Source organism: Rhodopseudomonas palustris HaA2, assembly GCF_000013365.1.
Lineage (GTDB): Bacteria > Pseudomonadota > Alphaproteobacteria > Rhizobiales > Xanthobacteraceae > Rhodopseudomonas > Rhodopseudomonas palustris_J.
In genome coordinates this window covers 4,135,729-4,161,506 of the sequence record NC_007778.1, presented here as the reverse complement: position 1 = coordinate 4,161,506, position 25,778 = coordinate 4,135,729, and the positions used below count along the sequence as shown (strand labels likewise).

Below are 25,778 nucleotides of genomic sequence, written 5' to 3'. Positions count from 1 at the left end.
GTGCGCTGCTAACGCCGGATGGCGATGACCGGTCTCTGGCTACGTCGGCCGACCGGGGTGGACGGCTTGCAGATCGTCCGGCGACGGAGCAGCGGCCTTGGCCGCTGCGGTTTGCGACGGCGGATCGCGATCGGGTGGTCCGGCTTGCGGCTCGGCAGTTGCGGCTGTGGTTGCTTGGACCTGTCGCGCGCAGGACGCTTCGTCCGCTTCGCGTCGGGGCGCCGGCCGATGGGACGCTGCTTCAGCACCACCGGCTTGTGTAGTTCGCGCGCGCGGACGACGAGCACGCGGCGGGTCGCGGCGGGGATGATCGGCGGCGCAACGATCGCGGAAAGGACCGTGGTCGCCGGCGCGGCGAGCGCCGCCGTCGGCGGCGCAATGGCTGGAGCGGTCTCGATCAGCACGCCATGTGCGCTGGCATCGGGAATTCGCACCCCACGGGGTGGTGGCGCCCGGGTTCCGCGCAGGATTTCGGAGACGTAGAACGCGGCGATCAGCAGGGCGGCGCCGTAGACGATGTCAGCCCTGAACATCAATCCCGCGCCGGTCACTGCGAGTGCGACCGTCGCCGCCTTCAGCAGCTTGTCGCCGTCTCCGAACAATGTGTCGAGCCACATCCAGTTGCCGCGTCGCCAAATCGGCGGCAGGAGCTTGATGTCCAGCGCGTTGCGAGCTGCCGCGAAGCCGATGTCGCGTGCTGCGAGGAGATACCAGGCGATCCCGAATGCCAGCAGGAAGGCTACCGTTCCGCCCAGTCTGGCGGCCGAGCCGACGATGATCACGAGCCCGACGGCACAAGCCGCAAACCAGTCCTTCATGTGCGCCTCCTCTGCTGCTGCGGAAGTGTCGCATGCGGATGGTCGATCCGGCCTTGATCCGGATCACGGCCCGTAAGCAGCGCGCCGCGCGAATCTGGTAGCTAATTGCCGCCCCCGGGTCGCCGGAGCTTGTTAGCTACTCCACTGCCGCGATCCGCCGGCAATGCGCGAGCGATGCGGCGATCAGGTTGTCACTCGCCTCGGGCGTGCGGAATGCCGAGTGGGCCGACAGCGTGACGTTGGGCAGCGTTGTCAGCGGATGGTCCGCCGGCAGCGGTTCGATCTCGAACACGTCGAGCGCGGCGTGGCGCAGATGGCCGGATCGCAGTGCCTCGATCATCGCGGCCTCGTCGGTGAGGCCGGCGCGCGCGGTGTTGACCAAGATCGCGCCGGGCCGCATCGCGGCGATGCGTTCGCGCGACAGGAAACCGCGGGTCTCGTCGTCGAGCAGCAGGTGTAACGAGACGACGTGGCTGTCGCGCAGCAGCGTGTCGATGTCGACGAACGTCACGCCGGGCGTCGGCTTCGGCGTGCGATTCCAGGCGATCACCTTCATGCCGGAGCCATGCGCGATCCGCGCGACCTCGGCGCCGATGCCGCCGAATCCGATCAGGCCGAGGGTCTTGCCGGTGAGTTGCATGCCGTCCTCACGCAGCCATTGGCCGGCGCGCATCTCGCGGTCCATCAGCGCGAGGTTGCGCGCGGCCGCCCACATCAGCGCGATGGTCGCCTCGGCAACGGCCGTATCGCCATAGCCGCGGATCAGATGCACCGAGATGCCGAGTTCGGCCAATTCCTCGATGTTCATGTAGCTGCGCGCGCCGGTGCCGAGAAACACCACGTGCTTCAGGCCGGCGCATTGCCGTGCGATATCGGTCGGCAGATAAGTGTGATCGATGATCGCGATCTCGGCGCCGGCGAGTACGCCGGGCAGCTCCTCCGGCGTCACGTCGGGATCGCGATGGATCACCATCGGCGGATCGTCCGGCAGGGCCTGAGCTTCCATGATCATCGCCAGCGTTTCGCTGGCGTCGACGAACACCGCGTGCATCCTGGTCCCCCGGTTTTGTTTTACTGTTACTTCGCGACGCCCGCGAGCGACAGCACCGTGTGCAGCAGCACATTGGCGCCGGAGGCGCAGTCGGTCTGCGTAGCGTCCTCGAGCTCGTTGTGGCTGACGCCGTCCTTGCACGGCACGAAAATCATCGCCGTCGGCACCTTGGCGTTGAGATTGCAGGCGTCGTGGCCGGCGCCCGAGGTGATGCGGCGATTGGCATAGCCGAGCGCGTTCGCTGCGCTCTCGACCGCGCCGACCAGCGTCTTGTCGAAATGCGTCGGCTCCTTGCGCCAGACCAGATCGAGTGTGACCTCGACCTTGCGCTTCGCCGCGATCCCGGCCGCCGCGGCGCGGATGCGCTCGTCGAGTTGCGCGAGGATCGCCGCGTCGGCGCTACGCGCGTCGATGGTGAAAGCGATCTCGCCGGGGATGACGTTGCGCGAGGGTGAGGCGATCACGGCTTCGCCGACGGTGCCGACTGCATTGCCGAGTTCGACCGCGATGGCTTCGATCGCCAGCACGATTTCCGACAGCGTCGCCAGCGCGTCGCGGCGAAGATTCATCGGCGTCGATCCGGCATGGCTTTCGAAGCCGGTGATCCTGCCGTCGTACCACAGCACGCCCTGACCGTTTTCGACGACGCCGATGGTCTTGCCTTCGGCTTCGAGGATCGGCCCCTGTTCGATGTGCAGTTCGAGGAAGCCGCTGAACGGCTGCGCGCCGACCGGCAGATCACCGCGATAGCCGATGCTGTCGAGCGCCTCGGCGACGCTGATGCCGGCGGCGTCCTTGCGCCCGAGAATGTCGTCGACCGTGAAATCGCCGACGAAGGCGGCCGATCCCATCATCGCCGGCGCGTAGCGCGAGCCTTCTTCGTTGGTCCAGTTCGTGACGCAGAGCGGCAGCTCGGTTTCGATGCCGGCGTCGTTCAGGGTGCGGATCACTTCGAGTGCGGCGAGTGTGCCGAGGATGCCGTCGAACTTGCCGCCGGTCGGCTGGGTGTCGAGATGCGAGCCGAGCCCGAGCGGCGGCTTCGACATGTCGCGGCCGCGGCGCAACGCGAACATGTTGCCGAGCCCGTCGACCTGGACGTCGAGGCCGGCGTTTTCGCAGGCGGCTCGGAACCAGTCGCGGACCTGCTTGTCCTCCGGCCCGAGCGTCAGCCGTCTCACGCCGCCTTTCGGCGTGGCGCCGAATTGCGCGGTGGTGTGGATGGTGTCCCACAGCCGCGACGAATCGATCTGCAGGTTCGAGGCAGGCTTGGTCATGCGATCTCCGGACGAAGCGCCGACGGCGCGAGGAAGGGTGAAGATTTCAACGCCGCGCGGCGCGCGTCAACCTGCCACTGGCTCTTCGGCGGGCAGAATGTCTGGTGCCAGATGAGACGTCTCCGGCATGAAGCCTCCGGAGTGTGCGATCTCGGCCGCAAGTTCGGCGACGCGCTCGATCGCGATGGTGTCGGGCGAGGCGAGCCAACTCGCAGAGAAGCGCAACGGCGAAATCTTCAGATCGGTCTGCAGCAATTGGAGCCGGCGGTCGGCGAGTTCGTCCTCGACGATCGCGGTCGGAATCACGGCCACGCCCAGACCCTGGATCGCCATGTGGATGACGGTGCCGAGCGACGCTGAGGCGTGCAGGCGGATCGGCGGCAATTCCGGCTTGTTGAACAGCGAGCGCACGATCTCGTAGGGCTGGGTCTTGCGCGGGAAGGTGATGATCGGAAACCTGGCGAGATCGTTCACATTCAGCAGTCCGGTGCCGAGGCCGAGTGATGGGCTCGCCAGGAAACCGATCTCGTAGTCGCACAGCACGCGGCTGCGCACCGTCGATGCCGTCATCGGCCCCAGCAGGAACGCCAACTCGATCTCCTGCGCCAGCAGCCGCGCACGCAAATTCGGGGTGATGTCGACCTCGATCTCCAGCGACAGGTTGGGATAGAGCCGGTTCACGCGTTCGATCAGTCGCGGCAGCCACGTGTGCACGATGGTTTCGGCGACGCCGAGCCGCAACACGCCGCGCATGCTGGATTGATCGCCGATCGCGGCCAGCATCTCGGTACGCAGCCCGATCAGCTTCTCCGCATACAGCATCAGTTGCCGTCCGCTCGGCGTCGGCGACGCCATCCGATGGTCGCGCTGCAGCAGCCGCACGCCGAGCTCGCGCTCGAGTTGGGCGATGCGCTGCGAGATCGCCGGCTGGGTGGTGTTGAGTTTCTGCGCCGCGCCGCGAAAGCTGCCGAGCGTGACGACCCAGAGGAAGGTTTCGAGCGCCTTGAAGTCCACCATGGGGCGACTCCTCTTCAAGAGATAACGGCAATTTATCGTTTCTGATCAGAAACAAAGATTAGACATTATATTAGGCTTGCGCTCCATTGCTGTCGAGAGACTAGGCAGGGCGATGGAATGACTGTTTTTGCGGCAAGTCAGCAGTCTGCGGCCGGCGCAGGGATGCTGCCCTCGCATCAGGCCCGGCTGGCCTGCCGTGCCGGACAGGCCGACACCACCGCGGGCGTTGCGCCCGGCTATGTCCAGGGCAACCTGGCCATCCTGCCGGAGAAATTTGCCGCGGCCTTCCACCGCTTCTGCCAGCTCAATCCGAAGCCGTGCCCGATCATCGGCATGTCGGATGTCGGCAACCCGATGATTCCGGCGCTCGGCCTCGACCTCGACATTCGCACCGATTTGCCGCGCTACAGGGTGTGGCGTGACGGTGAGGTGATCGAGGAGCCGACCGACATCATGGCGCATTGGCGCGATGATCTGGTCGCCTTCGTCATCGGCTGCTCGTTTTCGTTCGAGGAAGCGCTGCTGGCGGACGACATTGCGATCCGGCACATCGATTGCAAGGTGCGCGTTCCGATGTATCGCACCAACATCCCATGCGCGCCGGCCGGCCCATTCGCGGGGCCGATGGTGGTATCGATGCGGCCGATGAAGCCCAAGGATGCCATCCGCGCCGTGCAGATTACGTCGCGTTTTCCCTCGGTGCACGGTGCGCCGGTTCATATCGGCCTGCCGCAATCGATCGGCATCGCCGACATCGCCAAACCCGACTACGGCGATCCGGTGCCGATCGCGGACGACGAATTGCCGGTGTTCTGGGCCTGCGGAGTCACTCCGCAAGCTGTGATCGCGGCGGCGAAGGTGCCGTTCGCCATCACCCATGCGCCCGGATTGATGCTTGTCACCGACTTGAAGAACAAGCACCTTGCGGTGCTGTGAGGCCCATTGATTTCGTCCCTTGACCATCAGCGCTGGTAGCAAAGGAACTGACCCATGAAGATCAATCGCCGTCATCTCGTGATCGGAGGCGCCGCCAGCGCCGCCGTCCTGCCGTTCGGAACTGCCGCGCGCGCGCAGGCCAAGGAAGTCGTGATCGGCGTGATCTATCCGCTGTCCGGCGCCAGCGCCCAGATCGGCGTCGACGCCCAGAAGGCGTTTCAGACCGCGGCCGAACTGATCAACAACAAATACGATTTCGACCTGCCGCTGGCCCGTGACGAGGGCCTTCCCGGTCTCGGCGGCGCCAAGGTGCGGCTGGTGTTCGCCGATCACCAAGCCGACCCGCAGAAGGGCCGCGCCGAAGCCGAGCGCCTGATCACGCAGGAAAAGGTCAGCGCCATCGTCGGCACCTATCAGAGCGCGGTCGCCGTCACCGTCAGCCAGATCTGCGAGCGCTACCAGGTTCCCTTCCTGTCGGCCGACAATTCGTCGCCGAGCCTGCATCGTCGCGGCCTCAAATACTATTTCCGCGCCGCGCCGCACGACGAGATGTTCTCGCAGGCGATGTTCGACTTCTTCGATGCGCTGAAGAAGAAGGGCAAGAAGATCGAGACGCTGGCGCTGTTCCACGAGGACACCATTTTCGGCACCGACTCGTCGAACGCCCAGCTCAAGCTCGCCAAGGACCGTGGCTACAAGATCGTCGCCGATATCAAGTATCGCGCCAACTCGCCGTCGCTGACCGCCGAGGTGCAGCAACTCAAGGCGGCCGACGCCGACGTGCTGATGCCGTCGAGCTACACCACCGACGGCATTCTGCTGATCCGCACCATGGGCGAACTCGGCTACAAGGCCAAGAACATCGTCGCGCAGGACGCGGGCTTCTCGGAGAAGGCGCTGTACGACGCGGTCGGCGACAAGATCCCGGGCGTGATCTCGCGCGGCTCGTTCTCGCTCGACCTCGCCGCCAAGCGGCCGATGGTCGGCAAGATCAACGACATGTACAAGGAGCGCTCCGGCAAGGACTTCAACGACTACTCGTCGCGGCAGTTCATGGGCCTGATCGTGATGGCCGACGCCATCAACCGCGCCAAATCGACCGACGGCGAGAAGATCCGCGAGGCGCTGGTCGCCACCGACATGCCGGGCGAAAAGACCATCATGCCGTGGAAGCAGGTGAAGTTCGACGCCGAAGGCCAGAACACCTTCGCCGACCCGGTGTTGCTGCAATATGTCGGCGGCAAGTTCGTGACGATCTTCCCGGAACAGGCCGCAGTCGCCGAGGCGATCTGGCCGATGCCGTAAGCGACGGCTCGCAGCCATTCGCCGTCATTGCGAGCGCAGCGAAGCAATCCAGAAGTTCCGAGTACGGCGCCCCTGGATTGCTTCGTCGCTTCGCTCCTCGCAATGACGGAGACGTGTTCTTTCTGTTCGGGAGCGTTGCCTTTGACCACCGCCACGATCATCCAGTCCCTGGCCAGCGGTCTGCTGATGGGACTTCTCTACGGCCTGGTCGCGGTCGGTCTCGCGCTGATCTTCGGCCTGATGGACGTCACCAATTTCGCCCACGGCGAATTCCTGATGCTGGCGATGTACATCACCTTCTTCCTGTTCACCTTCTTCGCGATCGACCCGTTGCTCTCCGCGCCGTTGGTCGGCGGCGCGATGTTCCTGTTCGGAGCCGTGGCCTATCTGTTCGTCATCCGCTTCGCGATGCGGGCGAAAGCCAATATTGGCATGGTGCAGATCTTCACCACCTTCGGCCTCGCGATCCTGATGCGGGGCCTCGCGCAATATTTCTTCACGCCGGATTATCGCAGTATCAACGTCTCCTGGCTCGGCGGCAAGACGATCTCGTTCGGCGGGATCTTCCTGCCGGTGCCGCAACTGGTCGGCGCGCTGGTGTCGCTTGCGGCGTTCGGCGCGCTGTACTTCTTCATGAAGAAGACCGATTTCGGCCGCGCGCTGGAGGCGACGCGCGAGGACGCCGGCGCCGTGGCGCTGGTCGGCATCGACAAGAACAAGGTGTTCGCGCTCGGTTGGGGGCTCGGTTCGGCCCTGATCGGATTGGCCGGCGCGGTGATGGCGATGTTCTTCTACATCTATCCGGACGTCGGCGCCTCGTTCGCGCTGATCGCCTATGTCACCGTGGCGCTCGGCGGCTTCGGCAGCGTGTTTGGTGCCTTCGCCGGCGGCATCATCGTCGGCCTCGTCGAGGCCACCACCGCGCTGCTGTTGCCGCCATCGCTGAAGGCGGTCGGCATCTACGCGGTGTACCTGCTCGTTGTCTTCATTCGGCCCCGTGGCCTGTTCGGATCGATCTGATGGACGAGGCTCATCTCAAGCGCCGCCGCCGCGATCTCATCGTCGCCACCGTGCTCGCCTGTATCGCGGCGCTGGTGCCGCTGTTCGTCAAGGACGTCTACGTCCAGAACATCATGGTCTTGACCTTGATGTACGCAGCGCTGTCGCAGGCCTGGAACATCCTCGGCGGCTATTGCGGCCAGATCTCGCTGGGCCATGCGCTGTATTTCGGGCTCGGGGCCTATACGACCGCGCTGCTGTTCACCAAGTTCGGCGTGCTGCCGTGGTTCGGGATGCTCGGTGGTGGCCTGATCTCGGCGGCGATCGCGCTGGCGCTCGGCTATCCGACCTTCCGGCTGCGCGGGCATTATTTCGTCATCGCCACCATCGTGATCGCCGAAATCGGCTTCCTGCTGTTCCACAATTGGGACTGGGCGGGCGCCGCGCTCGGCATCGACATCCCGGTGCGCGGCGACAGTTGGGCCAAATTCCAGTTCACCCGCAGCAAACTGCCTTATTACTACTTCGCCCTGGTGTTCTGCTGCGTCGCCTGGCTGGTGACGTGGTGGCTGGAGAATTCGAAATGGGGCTATTGGTGGCGCGCCGTGAAGGACAATCCCGAGGCTGCTGAAAGCCTCGGCGTGGTGGTATTCAACTCCAAGATGGGCGCTGCCGCGGTGTCGGCGTTCCTCACCGCGATCGGCGGCGCGTTCTACGCGATGTTCGTGTCCTACATCGACCCGGAAAGCGTGATGACCTTCCAGTTCTCGCTGCTGATGGCGCTGCCCGCGGTGCTGGGCGGCATCGGCACGCTGTGGGGGCCGGTGCTCGGCGCAGTGATCCTGATCCCGCTCACCGAACTGACTCGCTCCTTCGTCGGCGGCTCCGGCCGCGGCGTCGATCTGATCCTCTACGGCACCGTGATCGTGCTGATTTCGCTGGCGCGCCCCGAAGGCCTGATCGGATTGTTCTCGCGGCGACCTGCCTCGAAGGGAGTGCCGCAATGACCGCGCCACTGCTCGAGACCCGCGGCGTCTGGCAGCGTTTCGGCGGCCTGATCGCCAACAGCGACGTGTCGATCTCGGTCGACCGCGGCGAGATCGTCGGGCTGATCGGACCTAACGGCGCCGGCAAGTCGACGCTGTTCAATCTGATCGCCGGCGTGCTGCCGCCGACGCAAGGTTCGATCATCTTCGATGGCGAGGACGTCACGAAGCTTCCGGCCACGGCGCGCTGCGCGCGCGGCATCGCCCGCACCTTCCAGGTGGTGAAGAGCTTCGAATCCATGACGGTGATCGACAATGTCATCGTCGGCGCGCTGATCCGCACCACGGTGATGCGCGAGGCGCGGCGCAAAGCGCACGAGGTGCTGGCGTTCTGCGGGCTGGATGCGCGCGCGGATGTGCTCGCGAACCAGCTGATCCCTTCGGAGAAGCGCCGGCTCGAAGTGGCCCGCGCGCTCGCCACCGAGCCGAAGCTGCTGCTGCTCGACGAGGTGTTGACCGGGTTGACGCCGACCGAAGCGCAGACCGGCGTCGAATTGGTCCGGCGGGTCCGCGACACCGGCGTCACAGTGCTGATGGTCGAACATGTCATGGAGATCGTGATGCCGCTGGTCGATCGCGCCATCGTGCTGGATCTCGGCAAGGTGCTGGTCGAGGGCAAGCCGGCCGACGTCGTGCGCGATCCGAAAGTCATCACCGCCTATCTCGGGGATCGCCATGCTGTCAGTGCGTGACGTCACTACTGCCTACAAGGGGCTGGTCGCGATTTCGCAGGTCTCGATCGAAGTCGAGAAGGGCGAGATCGTCTGCGTCGCCGGCGCCAACGGCGCGGGCAAGTCGACGCTGCTGAAGTCGATCGCCGGCGCCGAACGTCCGCGCTCGGGGCAGGTGTCGTTCGACGGCGAGCGCATCGACGGCACGCCGCAGCACCTGATCACCGCGCGCGGCATCGCTTACGTGCCGGAGAACCGCAGGCTGTTTCCGCGCCTGTCGGTGCACGACAATCTGCGGCTCGGGAGCTATCTGTTTCGCGGCAAGGTCGACCGCGAGCAGCCGCTGGAGCTGGTGTTCAGCCTGTTCCCGCGCCTCAAGGAACGGCTCGAGCAGCGCGCCGAGACACTCTCCGGCGGTGAGCAGCAGATGCTGGCGATCGGCCGCGCGCTGATGACAAGGCCTCGCTTGCTGATGCTCGACGAGCCGTCGCAGGGCATCATGCCGAAGCTGGTCAGCGAGATCTTCCAGTCGGTGAAGAAGATCCGCGACGCCGGCATGACCGTGCTGATCGTCGAGCAGCGGATGGCCGAATGCCTCGAAATCGCCGACCGCGCCTACATCCTGCAGACCGGCCGCGTGCTGATGCAGGGCAAGTCCGCGGAGCTGATGGACAACCCGGACGTCCGCAAGGCGTATCTGGGGTTGTAGCCGGCCGGTTTGTCGGAAAGGCGGGCCGGCATGAGCCGGCCGCCAGTTGTTCGATCGTCTATTTCACCAGCGAACACTCGCCGTCCTTCAGCGGTCGGAACGCCTTGTCGGCGGGGATGGTCGAGACCAGCGTGTAGTAATCGTAGGGATACTTCGAGTCGGCGGGCTTCTTCACCTCGAACAGATACATCGGGTGAACCACACGGCCGTCCTGGCGAATGGTGACGTCGCCGAACAGTTTGTCCTTGCCGGAGAATTTCTTCATTTGCGGAACGACCTGCTTGGCGTCGTCGCTCCCGGTCGCGGCGACGGCGTTGAGATACGCGAGCGTGGAGGCGTAGACGCCGGCCTGGTTGCCGCTCGGCATCTTGCCGTTCATGCCGGGGCGCGCCGCGAAGCGCTTGGCGAAGGCGCGGGTGTCGTCGTTCATGTCCCAGTAGAACGCCTCCATCAATTGCAGGCCTTGCGCCACCTTCAGGCCCATGCCGTGGACGTCGTTGATGAACAGCAGGAACGCGACCAGCTTCTGGCCGCTCTGCTGAATGCCGAATTCGGCGGCCTGTTTGACGGTGTTGATGGTGTCGCCGCCGGCATTGGCGAGGCCGATCACACCGGCTTTCGAGCCCTGCGCCTGCAGCAGGAACGAGGCGAAATCCGAGGTGCCGAGCGGGTGCTTGCTCGAACCGACCACCTTGCCGCCATGGGCCTCGATGTACTTGGTGGCTTCGGCCTCGATGCCCTTGCCGAGCGCGTAGTCGACCGTGATGAAGTACCAGTCCTTGCCGCCGCGGCCGATCATCGCCGCCGCGGTGGTGTTGCCGGTGGCCCAGGTGTCGTTGACCCACTGAATCGTGTTCGGCGAGCAGGCCTTGCCTGTGAGGTCCGAGCTCGCGGTCGACGACGCCAGGAACGTCATCTTGGTGTCGCGCAGCAGCGTGTTGATCGACAGGCCCACCGAGGAATTCGGCACGTCGACGATCGCATCCACGCCCTCATTGTCGAGCCAGCGGCGCGCGATCGCGTTGCCGACGTCGGCCTTGTTCTGGTGGTCGGCATAGATGATCTCGACTTTGACGTTCTTGCCGCCGCCGGCGAAGTCCTCCGCGGCCATGCGTGCGGCTTCGACCGAGCCCATGCCGTTGGTGTCCTGGAAGATGCCGGAGATGTCGTTGAGCACGCCGACGCGCACGACATTGCCGGAAATCTCGGCGTTGGCGGTGCTGCAGAGCAGGCACGAGAGTGCGAGGCCCAGAAGGCTCTTGGTGCGGTTCATGGTTGGTCTCCCCTTGTCGATGTTGTTGAGCGCGCCGGTGTTCCGGTCACGAGGTCGCTTCGTCAGGTCTGTCGTTCGGGCAGGCGCAGCACGAGCCCGTCGAGCTCGGGCGCGATCTTGATCTGGCAGGACAGCCGGCTGTTCGGAAGCCGGTCCGACGCGGTGCCGTCGAGCAGATCGTCTTCGTTGGCATCGACCGGCGGCAGCTTCGCCAGCCAGAGGTCGTCGACATAGACGTGGCAAGTGGCGCAGACGGCGTTGCCGCCGCATTCGGCGACGATGCTGTCGATGCCGTGGTTCAGCGCCGCGAACATCGCGCTGTCGCCGATCGCGGCGTCGACGATCTCGCTGCGGCCGTCGGGATGGATGAAGGTGATACTCGGCATGGTACTCTCAGGCAGGAGTCAGCTTGACCGGCAGGCTTTCCAGCCCGCGCAGCGTGTTGTTGAAGCGGCGCTTGACCGGGCCGTCGATGTCGATGGCGGCGACCTTGCGGGCGAGCGCGGACAGCATCACTTCGCCCTCCAGCCGCGCCACCAACTGGCCGACGCACATATGGACGCCGGAGCCGAAGCCGACATGGCCAGAGGTCTTGCGGGTGATGTCGTAGAGGTCGGGATCGCTCCAGCGTCGCGGATCGCGGTTGGCGGACCCCAGGAACATCAGCACCTTTTCGCCTTCGCCGATCACCGCGCCGCCGAGCTCGACCTCGCGCGTCGTCGTCCGGAAAAACGTCTGCACCGGGCTCTCGAACCGCACCGCTTCTTCGAATGCATTGCGCGCCAGCGTCGGATCGCTGCGCAGCCGCTGCAATTCGCCGGGGAAGCGGGCCAGGCAATACACTGCGGCGCCGATGCCGTTGACGGTCGTGTCCAGCCCCGCGGACAGCAGCGAGCGCACCAGCAGCGGCGCTTCGTCCGGGGTGATTTCGCCGGTGTCGGTGAAGGCATGGATGCAGGCGCCGAAGCCACCCGGAGCGAGGTTCGGCCGCTGGCACTGCTCGTTGACATAGGCCTGATGCGGCGCCGAGCGCTCGATCGCAGTCTGGCGCAATTCATTGGGCGGCCCGAATGCGTTGAACACCAGGCCGGCATAGGGCAGCAGATGCTCGCGACCTTCCTGCTTCAGCCCCATCGCATCGGGAAAAACCGATAGCGGATAGGCCTCCGCGAGATCGGCGATCGCATCGATGCAGCCACGTTGCAGCAGTTCGTCGACTTTGGCGTCGGCCGCCGCCGCGAAGCCGTCGCGGATGGTCTTCATGGTGGCCGGCGACAGCACCTTGCTGAGCACCGCGCGCGGGCGCGTATGGGCCGGCGGATCGGCCTCGAGAATCAGGCTCGGCGGCCGCCACGGCTTTTCCTTCTTGAAGTCGCTGAGCCCAACCCCGCGGCTGGAGCAGAACGTCGTCGGATCATTGAGCACCGCATGGACCTCGGCGTAGCGCGCCACGCCGTAGACGTTCCATTTGTCGAGATAGACGACGGGCCCGGCGTCGCGCAGGGTTTGCTGATCCGGGTAGGGATCGTCGAAGAAGTCGAGCGAGAACGGATCGATCGCGAGATGCGGAATAGTGCTGTCGTTCGGGGGCGCGGAGATCGACTCCGCGGAGCTATTGCTGATCATTCGAGCCTCTCCATTCGGATCCGGCCGTTTCGGGCCTTGTGAAGTCGCGCGCCATGTCTTTATGTCTGGTCGTCCGCCGCCAGCTTCGAAAGCGATATGACCGCCAGATCTGTTTCCCGGAAGCCGAACCGAAAAGCATCAGAGCGGCCCGAGGCGAGAGGTCCGACGCTCGATCTCGAGCGTTACGTGCCGGCCTTCATCACCTTCATCGCCAACAAGCTGTCGAACAGCGCCACCGCGTTCTATCAGGGCCATTTCGGCGTCAACGTCACCGAATGGCGGATGATGTCGCTGCTGGCGATCGAGCCCGGGATTTCGGCGGCGCGAATCTGCGAGGTGATCGGTTTCAACAAGGGGCCCGTCAGTCGCACGCTCGCGGACATGCAGCAGCGCGGCCTGATCGCCATCCGCACCGACCCGGACGATGGCCGGACCCACTCGATTTCGCTGACGGCGAAGGGGCGCGCGACGCACGACAAGGTGATCGTCGCCGCGCTCGAGCGCGAGCGGCGGCTGATGTCGTGCCTGAACAAGAGTGAGCAGGAGGTGCTGATCGATCTGCTGCGGCGGCTGCACGACAATCTCGACGCCGTCACCGGCGACAAGGTGTAGCGCCGTCCGGTGCGTCGAGATCTGCGATGGGGCCCGACCGGCATTGATACATGCAGACGCAATGCTGCGATGGCCGGCTGCTGCGCTGCCGAGCATGACTCCTCCCTGAACACGGCGACCGGGTCGCTCTTTGTTCGGAATAATTTGCACGAAATCGTTGCCTTGGCAACAGTCTCCTCGTCATGAGGGCCAAGCGGCTCGAGGGCCGATAGAGCAGGGACCGATCGATGCCGCGCTTTGCCGCTAATCTCAGCCTGATGTTCAACGAGCACGCTTTCCTCGATCGCTTCGATGCCGCGGCAGCCGCGGGTTTTACCGCGGTGGAATTTCTGTTTCCGTATGATCACAGGCCCGACGACATCGCCGAGCGGCTGAGGCGCAACAATCTCATGCAGGCGCTGTTCAACCTGCCACCGGGCGATTGGGCCGGCGGCGAAAAAGGCTTCGCGGCGCGGCCGGACAAATTCGAGGACCTGCAGCAGAGCCTGCACACCGCGCTGCCTTATGTGTTGGCGACCGGGGTCAGGCGCGTGCATCTGATGGCCGGGCTCGCCGACCGCCACGACGGCGCGGCGGCGCTGGCGTTTCGTCGGTCGCTCGCGGTCGCGGCGCATTTCTTCGCGCCGCACGGCATCGACGTGCTGATCGAGCCGCTCAACCAGCGCGACGTGCCGGGCTATTTCCTCGACGATTTCGGTTTTGCGCACGACCTGATCCGCGAATTGCAGATTCCGAACCTCATGCTGCAGTTCGACGTCTATCACTGCCAGATCCTGCACGGCGACGTGGTGATGCGGCTGCGCGAGATGATGCCGACGATCGGCCACATCCAGATCGCCAGCGTGCCGTCGCGCCACGAGCCCGACGGCGAGGAGCTGAACTATCCGTTCCTGTTCGCTGAACTCGACCGGCTCGGCTATGCCGGCTTCGTCGGCGCGGAATATCGGCCGCGTGGCGCCACGCTCGATGGGCTCGGCTGGTTCGCGCCCTTTGCCGGAGCGCGGATGTGACGCTGGCGCTCGGCTGCATCGCGGACGACTGCACCGGGGCGTCGGATTCGCCGACACCTCGCGGTGAAGCCGTCATCCGTTCGTCGTCGAGCCCCCTGCCGATCGAGTGATAGTCAGTCCATTCTCGCATGCGTGGTATGCATTTGATAATTAATACAAGAGTTAGGAACTATTCGTAACGATCAATTGCGCGTGGCTGGACCGGGGGCGGCGACCTCGCGCTGATCGGCCACCGACGACGGTGGATCGATTTTTCGCGCCTCCATCTCGTGAGGCCTCATCTTATGTTTTCCAGACTGTCGATCCGCGCCAAGATCACGATCGTGGTGGCGTTCATGCTGGTGACGATGTCCGTGTTGGGCGCTGTCGCCGTGCAGAAGCTGTACGCGATGAACGCCAGCACCGAAGACATAGCCACCAACTGGCTGCCGAGCGTTCGGGTGCTCGGCGAACTGAGGGCCGGGGGCATCACCTACCGCAACGTCATTCGCCAGCACATGCTGTCCTTCGCGGCCGAAGAGAAGCAGGCGATGGAGAAAACCCTCGAGACCGTCAAGGGCAACATCGCGAAATCGCGGGCGGCCTATGAACCGCTGATCACCACGCCTGCAGAACGCGCGCTCTATCAGGAATGGTCCGGGCTGTGGGGAGACTACGTCCGGGCGACCGAGGAGGTGCTCAACCGATCCCGCGCCGATATCGGCAAGGTCTCGCAGGAGACCCGTGATTTCAATGCCAAGACCGCGAACCCGATCGGCGTGAAGGCGGACGACGTGCTGCAGAAGGATATCGCCCTGAACAACGCTGGCGCCGACGCGGCGACCAAGTCCGCCGAGCAGACGTTCCGTTCGGCGATGGTCATGTTCGTCAGCATCCTCGTTCTCGCCGCGGCCGCCAGCATCGGTCTCGGCATATTCCTGATCCGCGACGTGTCGCGCGGCATTTCCTCGATCATTCAGCCGATGCAGGCGCTCGGCCGTGGCGACCTCACCGCGACCGTGCCGCATCAAGGCGAGAAAACGGAAATCGGCGCGATGGCCGATGTGCTGCAGGTGTTCAAGCAGGCGCTGATCGACAAGAAGGCCGCGGATGAAGCCGCCGCGGTCGACGCCGAAGCCAAGATCGCACGTGGCCAGCGTGTCGACGCGATCACCCGGCAGTTCGAGTCGATGATCGGCGAGATCGTCCAGACCGTGTCCTCGGCGTCGACCCAACTCGAAGCGTCGGCGGCGTCGCTGTCCTCGACCGCCGGTCGATCCCAGGAAGTCACCACCGTCGTCGCCTCGGCCTCCGAAGAGGCGTCGAACAACGTCCAGTCGGTCGCCTCCGCGACCGAAGAAATGGCCTCGTCGGTCAACGAGATCAGCCGCCAGGTCCAGGATTCGGCGCGGATCGCGGGCGAGGCGGTGTTGCAGGCGCAGAAGACCAATGCCCGCGTCAGCGACCTGGCGCAGGCCGCGACCCGGATCGGCGATGTCGTCGAGTTGATCAATTCGATTGCCGGCCAGACCAACCTGCTCGCGCTCAACGCCACCATCGAGGCGGCGCGGGCGGGCGACGCCGGACGCGGATTCGCCGTCGTTGCCAGCGAGGTGAAGGCACTCGCCGAGCAAACCGCCAAAGCCACCGGCGAAATCAGCCAGCAGATCGCCGGCATCCAGTCCGCCACCCAGGAATCCGTCGGCGCGATCCAGGAGATCGGCAACACCATCGGACGGATGTCGGAAATCGCCTCGACCATCGCTTCCGCGGTGGAAGAGCAGGGCGCCGCGACCAAGGAGATCGCCCGCAACGTCCAGCAGGCGGCCCAGGGCACACAACAGGTGTCGGCGAACATCGTCGACGTTCAGCGCGGCGCTGGCGAGGCCACGGCGGCTTCGACGCAGGTGCTGTCGGCGGCCCAGTCATTGTCGGCGGAAAGCGGCCGGCTGAGGGCCGAGGTCGGCAAGTTCCTGGAGTCGGTGCGCGCAGCCTGAGGTCGAGGAGCTCCAGCATCAGGCCGCTCGCGATCACTCTGTCGTGAGCGGCCTCTCGCAGCATTCAACTGCGCGCGATATCGCCGTGCATCAGGGTTGTTCGTCCACGTGGTGGCTTGGCTAATTTCGGGTCTTCGGCAATAGTTGCGCAGGTGCACCGAAGCAGCAGCACCTGCCCTACAAGAAGATCGGGAACGGCCTGACGGATGATATCGCTGGTTCGCATCGCTCTGAGCCGGCCCTACACGTTCGTGGTGCTCGCGCTACTCCTGCTGATCGTCGGGCCGCTCGCGGCGATGCGCACCCCCACCGACATCTTTCCCGAGATCCGGATTCCGGTGATCGGCGTGGTCTGGCAATACACCGGCCTGCCGCCGGACCAGATGGCCGGCCGCATGACCACGCCGTTCCAGCGCGCGCTGACCACCACGGTCAACGACATTGAGCACATCGTCGCCAACTCCTATAACGGCTTCGGTATCGTCAAGATCTTCTTCCAGCCCAACGTCGACATCCGCACCGCCAACGCCCAGGTGACGGCGATCTCGCAGACGATGCTGAGGCAGATGCCGCCCGGCGCGACGCCGCCTCTGATCCTGAACTACTCGGCCTCGACGGTGCCGATCATCCAGTTGGCGCTGTCCGGCGACGGCTTGACCGAGCAGAACCTCGCCGATCTCGCCATCAATCAGCTCCGCACTCCGCTCGTCACAGTACCCGGCGCAGCGATTCCGTGGCCGTTCGGCGGCAAGCAGCGCCAGGTCCAGATCGACCTCGACCCGGCCGCGCTGCAGGCCCGCGGCCTGTCGGGCCAGGACGTCGCCAACGCGCTCGCCGCACAAAACCTGATCACCCCGGTCGGCACCCAGAAGATCGGCGAGTTCGAATACGTCATCCAGCTCAACAATTCGCCGAAGCAGATGGCCGATCTCGGCAATCTGCCGATCAGGGCCGTCAACGGCGCCATGGTCTATATCCGCGACGTCGCCTCGGTGCGCGACGGCAACCCGCCGCAGACCAACATCGTCCATGTCGACGGCAACCGCTCGGTGCTGATGATGGTGCTGAAGGCGGGCGCGGTGTCGACGTTGGACATCATCTCCGGCATCAAACGCAAGGTCGCCGAGGTCAAGGACGCGCTGCCGGAGACGCTGAAGATCGCCTTCATCGGCGATCAGTCGGTGTTCGTGCGCGGCGCCATCACCGGCGTCGCGGTCGAGGGCGTGATCGCCGCGCTCCTGACCAGCGTGATGATCCTGCTGTTCCTCGGGAGCTGGCGCTCGACGATCATCATCGCGGTCTCGATTCCGCTGTCCGTTCTCGGCGCGATCGTCTGTCTGGCGGCGATCGGCGAGACGCTGAACATCATGACCCTCGGCGGCCTCGCGCTCGCGGTCGGCATCCTTGTCGATGACGCGACGGTGACGATCGAGAACATCAACTGGCATCTCGAGCAGGGCAAGGAGGTCGAAACCTCGATCATGGACGGTGCACGCCAGATCGTGACGCCGGCCTTCGTGTCGCTGCTGTGCATCTGCATCGTGTTCGTGCCGATGTTCTTTCTGGAGGGCGTCGCGCGGTTCCTGTTCGTGCCGATGGCCGAAGCGGTGATGTTCGCGATGATCTGGTCGTTCATCCTGTCGCGCACGCTGGTGCCGACGATGGCGAAATATCTGCTGAAGCCGCACGTGCATCACGGCAGCCTCGACGGCAAGCAGCGTTCGCGCAATCCGCTGGTTCGTTTCCAGCAGGGTTTCGAAGGCCTGTTCGCCCGGTTCCGCCACGGCTATGGCGACCTCCTGACGCTGGCGATGGGCCATCGCAAGCTGTTCGTCGTGGGCTTTCTCGGCGTCGTTGCGGTGTCGTTCGCGCTGGTGCCGTATCTCGGGCGTAACTTCTTCCCGTCGGTGGATTCCGGCCAGATCCTGATGCACGTCCGCACCCAGGTCGGCACCCGCGTCGAGGAAACCGCCAATCAGCTCGCCGAGGTGCAGAAGGCGATCCGCAAGATCATCCCGCCGGACCAGATCGAGACCATGACCGACAACATCGGCATGCCGATCTCGGGCATCAATCTGACCTACAACAACACCGGCGTGATCGGCACGCAGGACGGCGACATCCAGATCAAGCTGAAGGCCGAGCACGAGCCGACCGAGAAATACGTGCGGGCGCTGCGCGAGCAGTTGCCGCGGCAGTTTCCCGGTATGAGCTTCGCGTTCCTGCCGGCCGACATCGTCAGCCAGATCCTCAATTTCGGCGCGCCGGCGCCGATCGACCTGCAGGTGCGCGGCGCCAATCTCGCGGCGAATTTCGAATACGCCGGAAAGCTGCTGGCGAAGATCAAGCGCATTCCCGGCGTCGCCGATGCGCGGATTCAGCAATCGCCCAACAACCCGATGTTCAATATCGATGTCGACCGCACCCGCGCGCAATATGTCGGGCTGACGACGCGCGACGTCACCAACAGCCTCGTCGTCAACCTCGCCGGCTCGTCGCAGGTGGCGCCGACCTACTATCTCAACCCCGACAACGGCGTGTCGTATTCGATCGTGATGCAGACGCCGCAATACCAGATCGACTCGCTGGGCAAGCTCGAGACGATCCCGATTTCGGCCACCGGAAGCGCCGGCGCCAACGCGCCGATCCTCGGCGGCCTTGCCGATATCAAGCGCTCGGCCGGCAACGCGGTGATCTCGCAATACGACATTCAGTCGATGGTCCAGATCTTCGCCACCACCCAGGGTCGCGATCTCGGCGCGGTGTCCGCCGACATCCGCAAGGTGATCGACGAGACCCGGGCCGAGGTGCCGAAAGGCTCGTCGGTGGTGCTGCTCGGCCAGGTCGAGACCATGAACAGCGCGTTCTCGGGGCTACTGTTCGGCCTGCTCGGCGCGATCGTGCTGATCTATCTGCTGATCGTCGTCAACTTCCAGTCCTGGGCGGATCCGTTCGTCATCATCACCGCGCTGCCGGCGGCGCTCGCCGGCATCGTCTGGATGCTGTTCGCCACCGGCACGACGCTCTCTGTGCCGGCGCTCACCGGCGCGATCATGTGCATGGGCGTCGCCACCGCGAACAGCGTGCTGGTGATCTCGTTCGCCCGCGAGCGTTACGCCGTGCTCGGCGATCCGGTGCGGGCGGCGCTGGAAGCCGGCTTCGTCCGGTTCCGCCCGGTGCTGATGACAGCGCTGGCGATGATCATCGGCATGGCGCCGATGGCGTTCGGACTCGGCGAAGGCGGCGAGCAGAACGCGCCGCTCGGCCGCGCCGTGATCGGCGGCCTGATCTTTGCTACCATCGCGACGCTGATGTTCGTGCCGGTGGTGTTCAGCATGGTCCACAAGAAACAGCCGGCGCAGGACGAAGCCCCGGTCGCGGAGATGTCGCATGTCCACTGACGCCCCGCCGCGCAAATCCCGTCGCGGGCTCGGCATCGCCGGCATCCTGCTCGCCTGCGGTGCGGTCGCCGTCGTCGTCACCGGGATCAGCGCACGCGAGAAGAGCAGCGCGGACCTGCGCCACTGGACCGACGAGCAGGCGATCTCCAGCGTCGCGGTGACCCGGCCGGACGGTAAGGTGCTGACCAATACGCTCGATCTGCCGGGCCGGCTCGAGGCCTATTCCCGCGCGCCGATCTACGCCCGCGTCTCCGGCTATGTGAAGAGCTGGAGCGCCGACATCGGCGCTCGGGTCAAGGCCGGGCAGGTGATCGCCGAGGTCGAGGCGCCCGATCTCGATCAGCAATTGCTGCAGGCGCGCGCCGATCTCGCCAGCCAGCAGGCCAGCGCGCGATTGTCCGAGGCGACGCTGAACCGCCGCAAGACGCTGCTGGCGTCGAACTTCGTCTCGGCGCAGGAAATCGACGAGCGCAGCGCGGACCTCGCCAACAAGAAGGCCGCGGTGAATTCCGGCCAGGCCAATGTCGAACGGCTGGAAGCACTGGCCGGCTACAAGAAGATCACCGCGCCGTTCGACGGCGTCGTCACCGAGCGCAACACCGACGTCGGCGCGCTGATCAGCGCCGGCTCCAGCGCCGGACCCGCGATGTTCGTGGTGTCCGACATCGCGAAGCTGCGCGTCTACGTCAACGTGCCGCAGACTTATGTGCCGATGATCAAGATCGGCGCCAAGGCGGTGATCACGCTGCCGGAATATCCGAACCGCAGCTTCCCGGCGACGGTCGAGGCCTCGTCGCAGGCGGTCGACGTGTCCTCGGGCACCACGCGGATGCAACTTGCCCTGGACAACGCCAAGGGCGAGTTGATGCCGGGCGGCTACGCCAATGTGAAGCTCAGCCTGGTGCGCGACGAGGTGTCGCTCTACATCCCGGCCAGCGCGCTGATGTTCAACCGCAGCGGGCTGCGCGTCGCGGTCGTCGGCCCCGACGATCGCGTGCAGCTCAAGACCGTGACGATCGCTCGCGATCTCGGCCGCGAAATCGAACTCGCCTCCGGCCTCTCACCCGATGACCGCATCATCGTCGCGCCGCCCGACGGCATCGCCGACGGCGAGAAAGTCCGCGTTGTCGGCAATGATGCAGGCAAGGCCGGCAAGCCGACCGCGTCGGAGAAGCAGGACGTGAAGGGGTAGTTCTCCGTCATTGCGAGGAGCCGTAGGCGACGAAGCAATCCAGCAGCTCCGTGCACGGCGCCGTTGGATTGCTTCGCTTCGCTCGCAATGACGGAACGCATTGCTTGCGCCACGAGCATCATTGTCGCTGAGAGCTAGACAGCACGCCACTCCAGCACGCCATCGGCGCTCGTCGTGATCGGACCGTTCGTGCCGACCGGACTGCGATCCATGTTCGTCAGCACGGCCAGCGTCGCCTGATCCTGCGCCGGCACCCGCGCCAGCGTGCGCGCGCCGTCCGAGGTGCGTAGCACCACGACGCCGTGTTCGACGTCGCCCTTGCCGGTGAAGATCACGGTGAAGCTCTCGACCGTGCCGTCGCCCGAGGCGTCTGTCACGAACGGCGGGACGTCGCCGTAAGCCGCATCGGCCTTCGTCTGTACGCTGACGCTCTCGCTCAGCGCTTGTTGCGATGGCGTGCGCGACAGCACCAGCGCGTGGTGCTTGGTGACGAAGCCCCCCTGTCCATACAGCAGGCCGAGCCTGGCGCCGCCCCGCAGCCTGCGCACCATCGCGCAGGCCGCGTGGGTCATATAGGTGTTGAGCGGCGCGCCGAAGAAGGTGAGGCCGCCGGTCACCGTCGGCTGCACGTCGTCGCCGAGCCCAAGCGTGCGCCGCGCCATTTTCGGCACCACAGGGAAGCAGGAATACAGCTCGATCGCGTCGAACACGCGGCCGTCGCCGCCGACCATCGCCTTTATCGTCTCCAACACCGCGTTCTGGGCGTGGCTCTGGTGGAATTGATCGCGGGCGAGATAATCGCGCGGCTCTTCGGCCGAGGCGCCGCCATGGATGTAGATCAGTTTTTCCTCGGCGATGCCTGCCTCGCGTGCCTTCGCCAGCGAGGTCAGCAGCACTGCCGCGCCGAGATTGACGCTCGGATTGGCGACCATCAGCTTGGTATAGGGCCAGGCGATCAGCCGGTTGTCGGGCGAGGGCGTGGTGATCTCGCTCGGTGCGAAGGCGCGCTTGATCCAGGCGTTCGGATTGGCCGCGGCGGCCTGCGCGTAGCGCGACCACAGCACGCCGGATTCGTCGAGCGCCTGCCGCGGCGTCTGGCCCCAATGCGCGGCCGTCGCCGCCTCGTACAGCGGATACACGGTGATCGGCCGCGCGACGCCGAGCTGCGTGGCGATCGGCTTCTGGAACGCGGCGCCGCGCTTCGGTTCGGGCGCGTCGCTCGCGAACGGCGTCCACGGCAATTCGAGCTTGGCGCGCGCCGCCTTGGTGACGGTCGATTGCGCCTCGGCGCCGCAGACCACGGCGACGTGCGCTTCGCCGCGCGCGATCCGCAGCGCCGCTTCGTGGATGAAGCGGATCGGGCTCTCGCCGCCGACCGGCCCGTAGTAGCAGTGCCGCGGCGAAACGCCGAGTTTCGCGGCGAGCTGCTGCTCGGGCGCGTGATAGCGCCAGCTCAGGAAGTTGACGATATCGAGCGAGTCGATCTCGCGCAGCAGATGCACAGAGCTGTCGTCGCCGGCGCGTCGCGCCGCCTGTTCGAGCAGCGCCAGCGGCTCCAGCCCTTGCGCAATGTCCTTGGGGTGATCGGCGATTTCGCCGATTCCGGCGATGACGGGAATGCGCTCGGGCGGGAGTTGGCTGGCCATGGTCTTCTTCTTTGATGGGTCGTGGTCGTCAGAACGCGGTGTAGCCGCCGTCGATCACGAAGGTGTCGGCGGTGTGATAGGACGACGCCTTGCTCATCAGATACACCGCGATGCCGCCGAAATCCTCGGGCTCGCCGAACCGGCGCACCGGAATGCGCGGCATCACGTTGGCGACGAATTTGTCGTTGCCCATGATCCCCGCGGTCATGTCGCTCTTGATCCAGCCCGGCAGGATCGCATTGGCGGTGACGCCGTTGCGAGCGAGTTCGACCGCGAGCGCGCGCACCAGCGCGTTGATCGCCGCCTTGGTCGCGGCGTAGTGCTCGTTGCGCGCGGTGCCGAAGATCGAGGCGAGGCTCGAGGTCGCGACCAGCCGGCCGAACGGATCGCCGTTCGCGGCGCGGTCGGTCATGTGCCGCGCGGCGGCCTGGAAGGCGTGGAAGACGCCGTCGAGATTGGTGGCGAACATCGTGCGCCATTGCTCTTCGGTGCGTTCGATGAAGGGCTGCCGTCCGCCGCCGCCGATGCCGGCATTGGCGAAGCAGCCGTCGACACGGCCGAAGGCTTTCAGCGTCGCCTCCATCGCGGCCTTCACCGAGGCGGGGTCGGTGACGTCGCAGATCTGCGCCTCGGCCTTGCCGCGCGCGCCGGCGAGGCTCTGCACCGCCGCCTTGTTCTTCTCGGGATTGCGGCCCCAGATCGAGACGTTGCAACCGGCGGCGGCGAGCGCCTGCGCCATGCCGAGCCCGATGCCGCCATTGCCGCCTGTGATGACCGCGACGCGTCCGTTCAGATCGAAAATGCTCATACAGCGTTTCCATTTTTGTTTGTCGCGCGCTAAACCATTCGCAACGGCATGCGCGCTGTTATCGTCGGCGGACCATGGACAAGCGCGCTGCAAAAATCAAATATGGCTCCGGGTTCGCGAGCCTTCCACGCCGCGGAATAACGCGGAGCAAGCGCGAGGAAACAGATGCAGTTCAAACACGTCACGCTCGATTTCGACGGCCCGGTCGCGGTCCTCAAGCTCGATCATCCGGAAGTGATGAATGCGGTCTCGATCGACATGCTGGGCGGCCTCGGCGAGGCGCTCGACGCGATCGAGGACAAGCGCGCCGAAGTGCGCTGCCTGGTCATCACCGGCGCGGGCCGCGCGTTCTGCACCGGCGCCAATCTGCAGGGCCGCAATTCCGGCAACAACATGAGCCAGAGCGGCAAGGGCGCCGGCGCCGCGCTCGAGACCGCCTTTCATCCGTTCCTGCGCCGCTTGCGCAAGCTGCATTGCCCGATCGTCACTTCGGTCAACGGGCCTGCCGCGGGCGCCGGCATGAGCTTCGCGCTGATGGGCGACATGATCCTGTGCGCGCGTTCGTCCTACTTCCTGCAGGCGTTCCGCCGCATCGGCCTAGTGCCGGATTGCGGCTCGACGTGGTTGCTGCCGCGCCTGGTCGGCAAGGCGCGCTCGCTCGAATTGTCGCTGCTCGGCGAGAAGCTGCCGGCCGAGAAGGCGCTGGAATGGGGCCTCGTCAATCGCGTCTACGACGACGCCGAGCTGTGGACCGAAACGATGAAGCTTGCGCAGGAACTCGCCAACGGCCCGACCATAGCGCTGTCGCTGATCCGCAAGCTGTATTGGGACTCGCCGGAAAATTCGTTCGAGGAGCAGCTCAACCTCGAATTCGAATCCCAGCGCATCGCAGGCTCGACCGACGACTTCAAGGAAGGCGTCGGCGCGTTTCTCGAAAAGCGCCCCGCGAAGTTCCAGGGCAAATAAGCGCGCGATGGCCGCAACGGCTTTTGTCGAGGCGCTGGCGCGCAGCGTGCGATCGTGGTGCGCCGGCGCGACCGGCGTCCGCGACGTCGCGCAACTCTCCGGCGGCGCCAGCCAGGAGACCTGGTCGTTCGTGATCGAGCGGCCGGACGGCGACATCGCGGCGATCCTGCGCCGCTCGCCGCCGGGCTATGGCAGCGTTTCCGGACGCGCCGCGGGGCTGGAGGTCGAAGCCGAATTGATGCGGCTCGCTGACGAGGCCGGGGTGCCGTCGCCGCGCGTGCTGCACGTTCTCACCGAGCGTGACGGGCTCGGCGACGGTTTTTTGATGCAGAAGGTGGAGGGCGAAACCATCCCGCGCAAGATCCTGCGCGACGAACTATTCGCCGCCGCACGGCCGAAACTGGCGCGGCAGATCGGCACCATCCTCGCCGGCCTGCACGGCATCGACAGCGCCGCGCTGCCGGGCTTGCGGACGATCAGTTCGACGCAGGAGATCGAGCTGCTGCGCGCCGACTATCGCAGCATGGATTGGCCGCGGCCGGTGTTCGAACTGGCGCTGCGCTGGCTCGCCGATCACGACCCCGGCGTCTCCAAGCAGATCACGCTGGTGCACGGCGATTTCCGCCACGGCAATCTGATCATCGGGCCCGACGGCGTGCGCGCCGTGCTCGATTGGGAACTCGCGCATCGCGGCGACCCGATGGAAGACCTCGGCTGGGTCTGCGTCAATTCGTGGCGGTTCGGCGAGATCGACAGACCGGTCGGCGGGCTCGGCTCGCGCGAGGAGATGTTCGCGGGCTATCAGGACGCCGGCGGAACCGTCGATGCCGATCGGGTCAAATTCTGGGAAGTAATGGGCACGTTGCGCTGGGGCATCATGTGCTGCGGCATGATGCAGCGGTTTCGGCAGGGTCCCGACCACTCGATGGAACGCGCGATGATCGGGCGCCGCTCGTCGGAAACCGAGATCGATCTGCTGCGGTTATTGGCGCCGCGCGCCTAGATAACGAAGGGGCGAAGCCGAGATGCAGGACGAACCGAGGCCCGACGAACTGATCAAGGCGGTGGCCGATTTCCTGCGCGAGCAGGTCGCGCCGCAGCTCACCGGCCACGCCGCGTTCAAACTGCGCGTCGGCATCAACGCGCTGGATCTGGTGACGCGGCAGCTCACGCTGACGCAGGCGAGCGACACCGACGAGCTCGCGCGTCTGAAGGAACTGCTCGGCCATGACGGCGCGCTGCACGACCTCAACCGCGAATTGTCAGAACGCATCGCGTCGGGCGCGATGGATCTGTCGACGCCGGGTTTGCAGGATCATCTGTGGCGCACCACGCTCGCCAAGCTCGCCGTCGACCAGCCGAACTACGCGAGCTATCGGCGCGAGCTGGAAGGCGCGGGACAACACCTTTCAGCAAACGCTCCGTCATCCTGAGGTGCGCGC

Annotated in this window: 23 protein-coding genes; 14 read left to right on the top strand and 9 right to left on the bottom strand. The window is 65.5% G+C overall.

The annotated features are described in order from the left end of the window. Nucleotides 1–8: 8 nt before the first annotated feature. The 4 genes from RPB_RS18290 to RPB_RS18275 all read right to left on the bottom strand — a co-directional run bounded on the left by RPB_RS18290 (nt 9) and on the right by RPB_RS18275 (nt 4,160). The gene (locus RPB_RS18290; RefSeq protein ID WP_011442504.1) at nt 9–818 is read right to left on the bottom strand and encodes a hypothetical protein; all 810 of its coding nucleotides are present in this window, start codon (nt 816–818) and stop codon (nt 9–11) included. A gap of 136 nt (nt 819–954) precedes the next feature. Beyond that, the gene (locus tag RPB_RS18285; protein ID WP_011442503.1) at nt 955–1,869 is read right to left on the bottom strand and encodes an NAD(P)-dependent oxidoreductase; all 915 of its coding nucleotides are present in this window, start codon (nt 1,867–1,869) and stop codon (nt 955–957) included. Between the two features lie 26 nt (nt 1,870–1,895). Continuing rightward, nucleotides 1,896–3,143 (bottom strand): Zn-dependent hydrolase, encoded by a 1,248-nt coding sequence (locus tag RPB_RS18280; RefSeq protein ID WP_011442502.1) that lies wholly within the window; start codon nt 3,141–3,143, stop codon nt 1,896–1,898. Nucleotides 3,144–3,209: 66 nt separating this feature from the next. After that, nucleotides 3,210–4,160 (bottom strand): LysR family transcriptional regulator, encoded by a 951-nt coding sequence (locus RPB_RS18275; protein WP_011442501.1) that lies wholly within the window; start codon nt 4,158–4,160, stop codon nt 3,210–3,212. A 117-nt stretch (nt 4,161–4,277) separates the two neighbouring features. Here RPB_RS18275 and RPB_RS18270 point away from each other — a divergent pair, with 117 nt between their 5' ends. From RPB_RS18270 to RPB_RS18245, 6 genes are all read left to right on the top strand, one after another. Next, a complete protein-coding gene (locus RPB_RS18270) occupies nt 4,278–5,096 on the top strand; it encodes a putative hydro-lyase (protein WP_011442500.1) in 819 nt (272 codons plus the stop codon). 54 nt (nt 5,097–5,150) lie between these two features. Beyond that, nucleotides 5,151–6,401: an ABC transporter substrate-binding protein gene (locus RPB_RS18265; RefSeq protein ID WP_011442499.1), complete on the top strand. Its 1,251-nt coding sequence runs from the start codon at nt 5,151–5,153 to the stop codon at nt 6,399–6,401. Between the two features lie 141 nt (nt 6,402–6,542). After that, nucleotides 6,543–7,421 (top strand): branched-chain amino acid ABC transporter permease, encoded by an 879-nt coding sequence (locus tag RPB_RS18260; protein WP_041798334.1) that lies wholly within the window; start codon nt 6,543–6,545, stop codon nt 7,419–7,421. After that, nucleotides 7,421–8,407, top strand: a complete 987-nt coding sequence (locus RPB_RS18255) for a branched-chain amino acid ABC transporter permease (protein ID WP_011442497.1) — start codon at nt 7,421–7,423, stop codon at nt 8,405–8,407. Before RPB_RS18260 ends, RPB_RS18255 begins: the two co-directional genes overlap by 1 nt. Further along, on the top strand, nt 8,404–9,138 hold the full coding sequence (locus tag RPB_RS18250) for an ABC transporter ATP-binding protein (protein WP_011442496.1): 735 nt from the start codon (nt 8,404–8,406) through the stop codon (nt 9,136–9,138). Before RPB_RS18255 ends, RPB_RS18250 begins: the two co-directional genes overlap by 4 nt. After that, nucleotides 9,122–9,826, top strand: a complete 705-nt coding sequence (locus RPB_RS18245; RefSeq protein ID WP_011442495.1) for an ABC transporter ATP-binding protein — start codon at nt 9,122–9,124, stop codon at nt 9,824–9,826. The genes RPB_RS18250 and RPB_RS18245 overlap by 17 nt, the downstream gene beginning before the upstream one ends. A gap of 58 nt (nt 9,827–9,884) precedes the next feature. On the opposite strand, the gene RPB_RS18240 is transcribed toward RPB_RS18245, so the two are convergent. The 3 genes from RPB_RS18240 to RPB_RS18230 all read right to left on the bottom strand — a co-directional run bounded on the left by RPB_RS18240 (nt 9,885) and on the right by RPB_RS18230 (nt 12,725). Further along, nucleotides 9,885–11,099, bottom strand: a complete 1,215-nt coding sequence (locus tag RPB_RS18240) for an ABC transporter substrate-binding protein (protein ID WP_011442494.1) — start codon at nt 11,097–11,099, stop codon at nt 9,885–9,887. Nucleotides 11,100–11,161: 62 nt separating this feature from the next. After that, nucleotides 11,162–11,485, bottom strand: a complete 324-nt coding sequence (locus RPB_RS18235) for a 2Fe-2S iron-sulfur cluster-binding protein (RefSeq protein WP_011442493.1) — start codon at nt 11,483–11,485, stop codon at nt 11,162–11,164. Nucleotides 11,486–11,492: 7 nt separating this feature from the next. Continuing rightward, complete coding sequence (locus RPB_RS18230) at nt 11,493–12,725, bottom strand: cytochrome P450 (protein WP_011442492.1); 1,233 nt, start codon at nt 12,723–12,725, stop codon at nt 11,493–11,495. A 96-nt stretch (nt 12,726–12,821) separates the two neighbouring features. Here RPB_RS18230 and RPB_RS18225 point away from each other — a divergent pair, with 96 nt between their 5' ends. The 5 genes from RPB_RS18225 to RPB_RS18205 all read left to right on the top strand — a co-directional run bounded on the left by RPB_RS18225 (nt 12,822) and on the right by RPB_RS18205 (nt 20,916). Next, entirely contained in the window at nt 12,822–13,337 is a 516-nt protein-coding gene (locus RPB_RS18225; protein ID WP_011442491.1) for a MarR family winged helix-turn-helix transcriptional regulator, read from the top strand. Nucleotides 13,338–13,564: 227 nt separating this feature from the next. Continuing rightward, nucleotides 13,565–14,347 (top strand): 2-oxo-tetronate isomerase, encoded by a 783-nt coding sequence (otnI, locus tag RPB_RS18220; RefSeq protein ID WP_011442490.1) that lies wholly within the window; start codon nt 13,565–13,567, stop codon nt 14,345–14,347. A 284-nt stretch (nt 14,348–14,631) separates the two neighbouring features. Beyond that, a complete protein-coding gene (locus tag RPB_RS18215; protein WP_011442489.1) occupies nt 14,632–16,323 on the top strand; it encodes a methyl-accepting chemotaxis protein in 1,692 nt (563 codons plus the stop codon). Nucleotides 16,324–16,529: 206 nt separating this feature from the next. Next, entirely contained in the window at nt 16,530–19,724 is a 3,195-nt protein-coding gene (locus RPB_RS18210; RefSeq protein WP_011442488.1) for an efflux RND transporter permease subunit, read from the top strand. Beyond that, entirely contained in the window at nt 19,714–20,916 is a 1,203-nt protein-coding gene (locus tag RPB_RS18205; protein ID WP_011442487.1) for an efflux RND transporter periplasmic adaptor subunit, read from the top strand. The genes RPB_RS18210 and RPB_RS18205 overlap by 11 nt, the downstream gene beginning before the upstream one ends. Nucleotides 20,917–21,050: 134 nt before the next feature. Here the strand turns inward: RPB_RS18205 and RPB_RS18200 are convergent, their stop codons facing one another. Beyond that, nucleotides 21,051–22,562: an acetyl-CoA acetyltransferase gene (locus RPB_RS18200; RefSeq protein ID WP_011442486.1), complete on the bottom strand. Its 1,512-nt coding sequence runs from the start codon at nt 22,560–22,562 to the stop codon at nt 21,051–21,053. A 28-nt stretch (nt 22,563–22,590) separates the two neighbouring features. Then, nucleotides 22,591–23,370 carry an SDR family NAD(P)-dependent oxidoreductase gene (locus tag RPB_RS18195; RefSeq protein ID WP_011442485.1) on the bottom strand — a complete coding sequence of 260 codons (780 nt, stop codon included), beginning with the start codon at nt 23,368–23,370 and terminating at the stop codon, nt 22,591–22,593. Nucleotides 23,371–23,535: 165 nt separating this feature from the next. Here RPB_RS18195 and RPB_RS18190 point away from each other — a divergent pair, with 165 nt between their 5' ends. From RPB_RS18190 to RPB_RS18180, 3 genes are read left to right on the top strand one after another with little or no spacing between them, the layout of a single operon-like run. Then, nucleotides 23,536–24,336, top strand: a complete 801-nt coding sequence (locus tag RPB_RS18190; protein WP_011442484.1) for an enoyl-CoA hydratase/isomerase — start codon at nt 23,536–23,538, stop codon at nt 24,334–24,336. A gap of 7 nt (nt 24,337–24,343) precedes the next feature. Continuing rightward, nucleotides 24,344–25,339 carry a phosphotransferase family protein gene (locus tag RPB_RS18185; RefSeq protein WP_011442483.1) on the top strand — a complete coding sequence of 332 codons (996 nt, stop codon included), beginning with the start codon at nt 24,344–24,346 and terminating at the stop codon, nt 25,337–25,339. Nucleotides 25,340–25,361: 22 nt separating this feature from the next. After that, entirely contained in the window at nt 25,362–25,769 is a 408-nt protein-coding gene (locus RPB_RS18180; RefSeq protein WP_011442482.1) for a DUF6285 domain-containing protein, read from the top strand. The last annotated feature ends 9 nt before the right edge of the window (nt 25,770–25,778 follow it).

Excerpts from the sequence above, each read along its gene's own strand:
- RPB_RS18225 (WP_011442491.1), top strand. The coding sequence starts at position 12,822 with ATGACCGCCAGATCTGTTTCCCGGAAGCCGAACCGAAAAGCATCAGAG.
- RPB_RS18290 (WP_011442504.1), bottom strand. The coding sequence starts at position 818 with ATGAAGGACTGGTTTGCGGCTTGTGCCGTCGGGCTCGTGATCATCGTC.
- RPB_RS18280 (WP_011442502.1), bottom strand. The coding sequence starts at position 3,143 with ATGACCAAGCCTGCCTCGAACCTGCAGATCGATTCGTCGCGGCTGTGG.
- RPB_RS18200 (WP_011442486.1), bottom strand. The coding sequence starts at position 22,562 with ATGGCCAGCCAACTCCCGCCCGAGCGCATTCCCGTCATCGCCGGAATC.
- otnI (WP_011442490.1), top strand. The coding sequence starts at position 13,565 with ATGCCGCGCTTTGCCGCTAATCTCAGCCTGATGTTCAACGAGCACGCT.
- RPB_RS18215 (WP_011442489.1), top strand. The coding sequence starts at position 14,632 with ATGTTTTCCAGACTGTCGATCCGCGCCAAGATCACGATCGTGGTGGCG.
- RPB_RS18275 (WP_011442501.1), bottom strand. The coding sequence starts at position 4,160 with ATGGTGGACTTCAAGGCGCTCGAAACCTTCCTCTGGGTCGTCACGCTC.
- RPB_RS18205 (WP_011442487.1), top strand. The coding sequence starts at position 19,714 with ATGTCCACTGACGCCCCGCCGCGCAAATCCCGTCGCGGGCTCGGCATC.
- RPB_RS18285 (WP_011442503.1), bottom strand. The coding sequence starts at position 1,869 with ATGCACGCGGTGTTCGTCGACGCCAGCGAAACGCTGGCGATGATCATG.
- RPB_RS18185 (WP_011442483.1), top strand. The coding sequence starts at position 24,344 with ATGGCCGCAACGGCTTTTGTCGAGGCGCTGGCGCGCAGCGTGCGATCG.
- RPB_RS18250 (WP_011442496.1), top strand. The coding sequence starts at position 8,404 with ATGACCGCGCCACTGCTCGAGACCCGCGGCGTCTGGCAGCGTTTCGGC.
- RPB_RS18255 (WP_011442497.1), top strand. The coding sequence starts at position 7,421 with ATGGACGAGGCTCATCTCAAGCGCCGCCGCCGCGATCTCATCGTCGCC.
- RPB_RS18240 (WP_011442494.1), bottom strand. The coding sequence starts at position 11,099 with ATGAACCGCACCAAGAGCCTTCTGGGCCTCGCACTCTCGTGCCTGCTC.
- RPB_RS18270 (WP_011442500.1), top strand. The coding sequence starts at position 4,278 with ATGACTGTTTTTGCGGCAAGTCAGCAGTCTGCGGCCGGCGCAGGGATG.
- RPB_RS18265 (WP_011442499.1), top strand. The coding sequence starts at position 5,151 with ATGAAGATCAATCGCCGTCATCTCGTGATCGGAGGCGCCGCCAGCGCC.
- RPB_RS18230 (WP_011442492.1), bottom strand. The coding sequence starts at position 12,725 with ATGATCAGCAATAGCTCCGCGGAGTCGATCTCCGCGCCCCCGAACGAC.
- RPB_RS18245 (WP_011442495.1), top strand. The coding sequence starts at position 9,122 with ATGCTGTCAGTGCGTGACGTCACTACTGCCTACAAGGGGCTGGTCGCG.
- RPB_RS18195 (WP_011442485.1), bottom strand. The coding sequence starts at position 23,370 with ATGAGCATTTTCGATCTGAACGGACGCGTCGCGGTCATCACAGGCGGC.
- RPB_RS18180 (WP_011442482.1), top strand. The coding sequence starts at position 25,362 with ATGCAGGACGAACCGAGGCCCGACGAACTGATCAAGGCGGTGGCCGAT.
- RPB_RS18190 (WP_011442484.1), top strand. The coding sequence starts at position 23,536 with ATGCAGTTCAAACACGTCACGCTCGATTTCGACGGCCCGGTCGCGGTC.
- RPB_RS18210 (WP_011442488.1), top strand. The coding sequence starts at position 16,530 with ATGATATCGCTGGTTCGCATCGCTCTGAGCCGGCCCTACACGTTCGTG.
- RPB_RS18235 (WP_011442493.1), bottom strand. The coding sequence starts at position 11,485 with ATGCCGAGTATCACCTTCATCCATCCCGACGGCCGCAGCGAGATCGTC.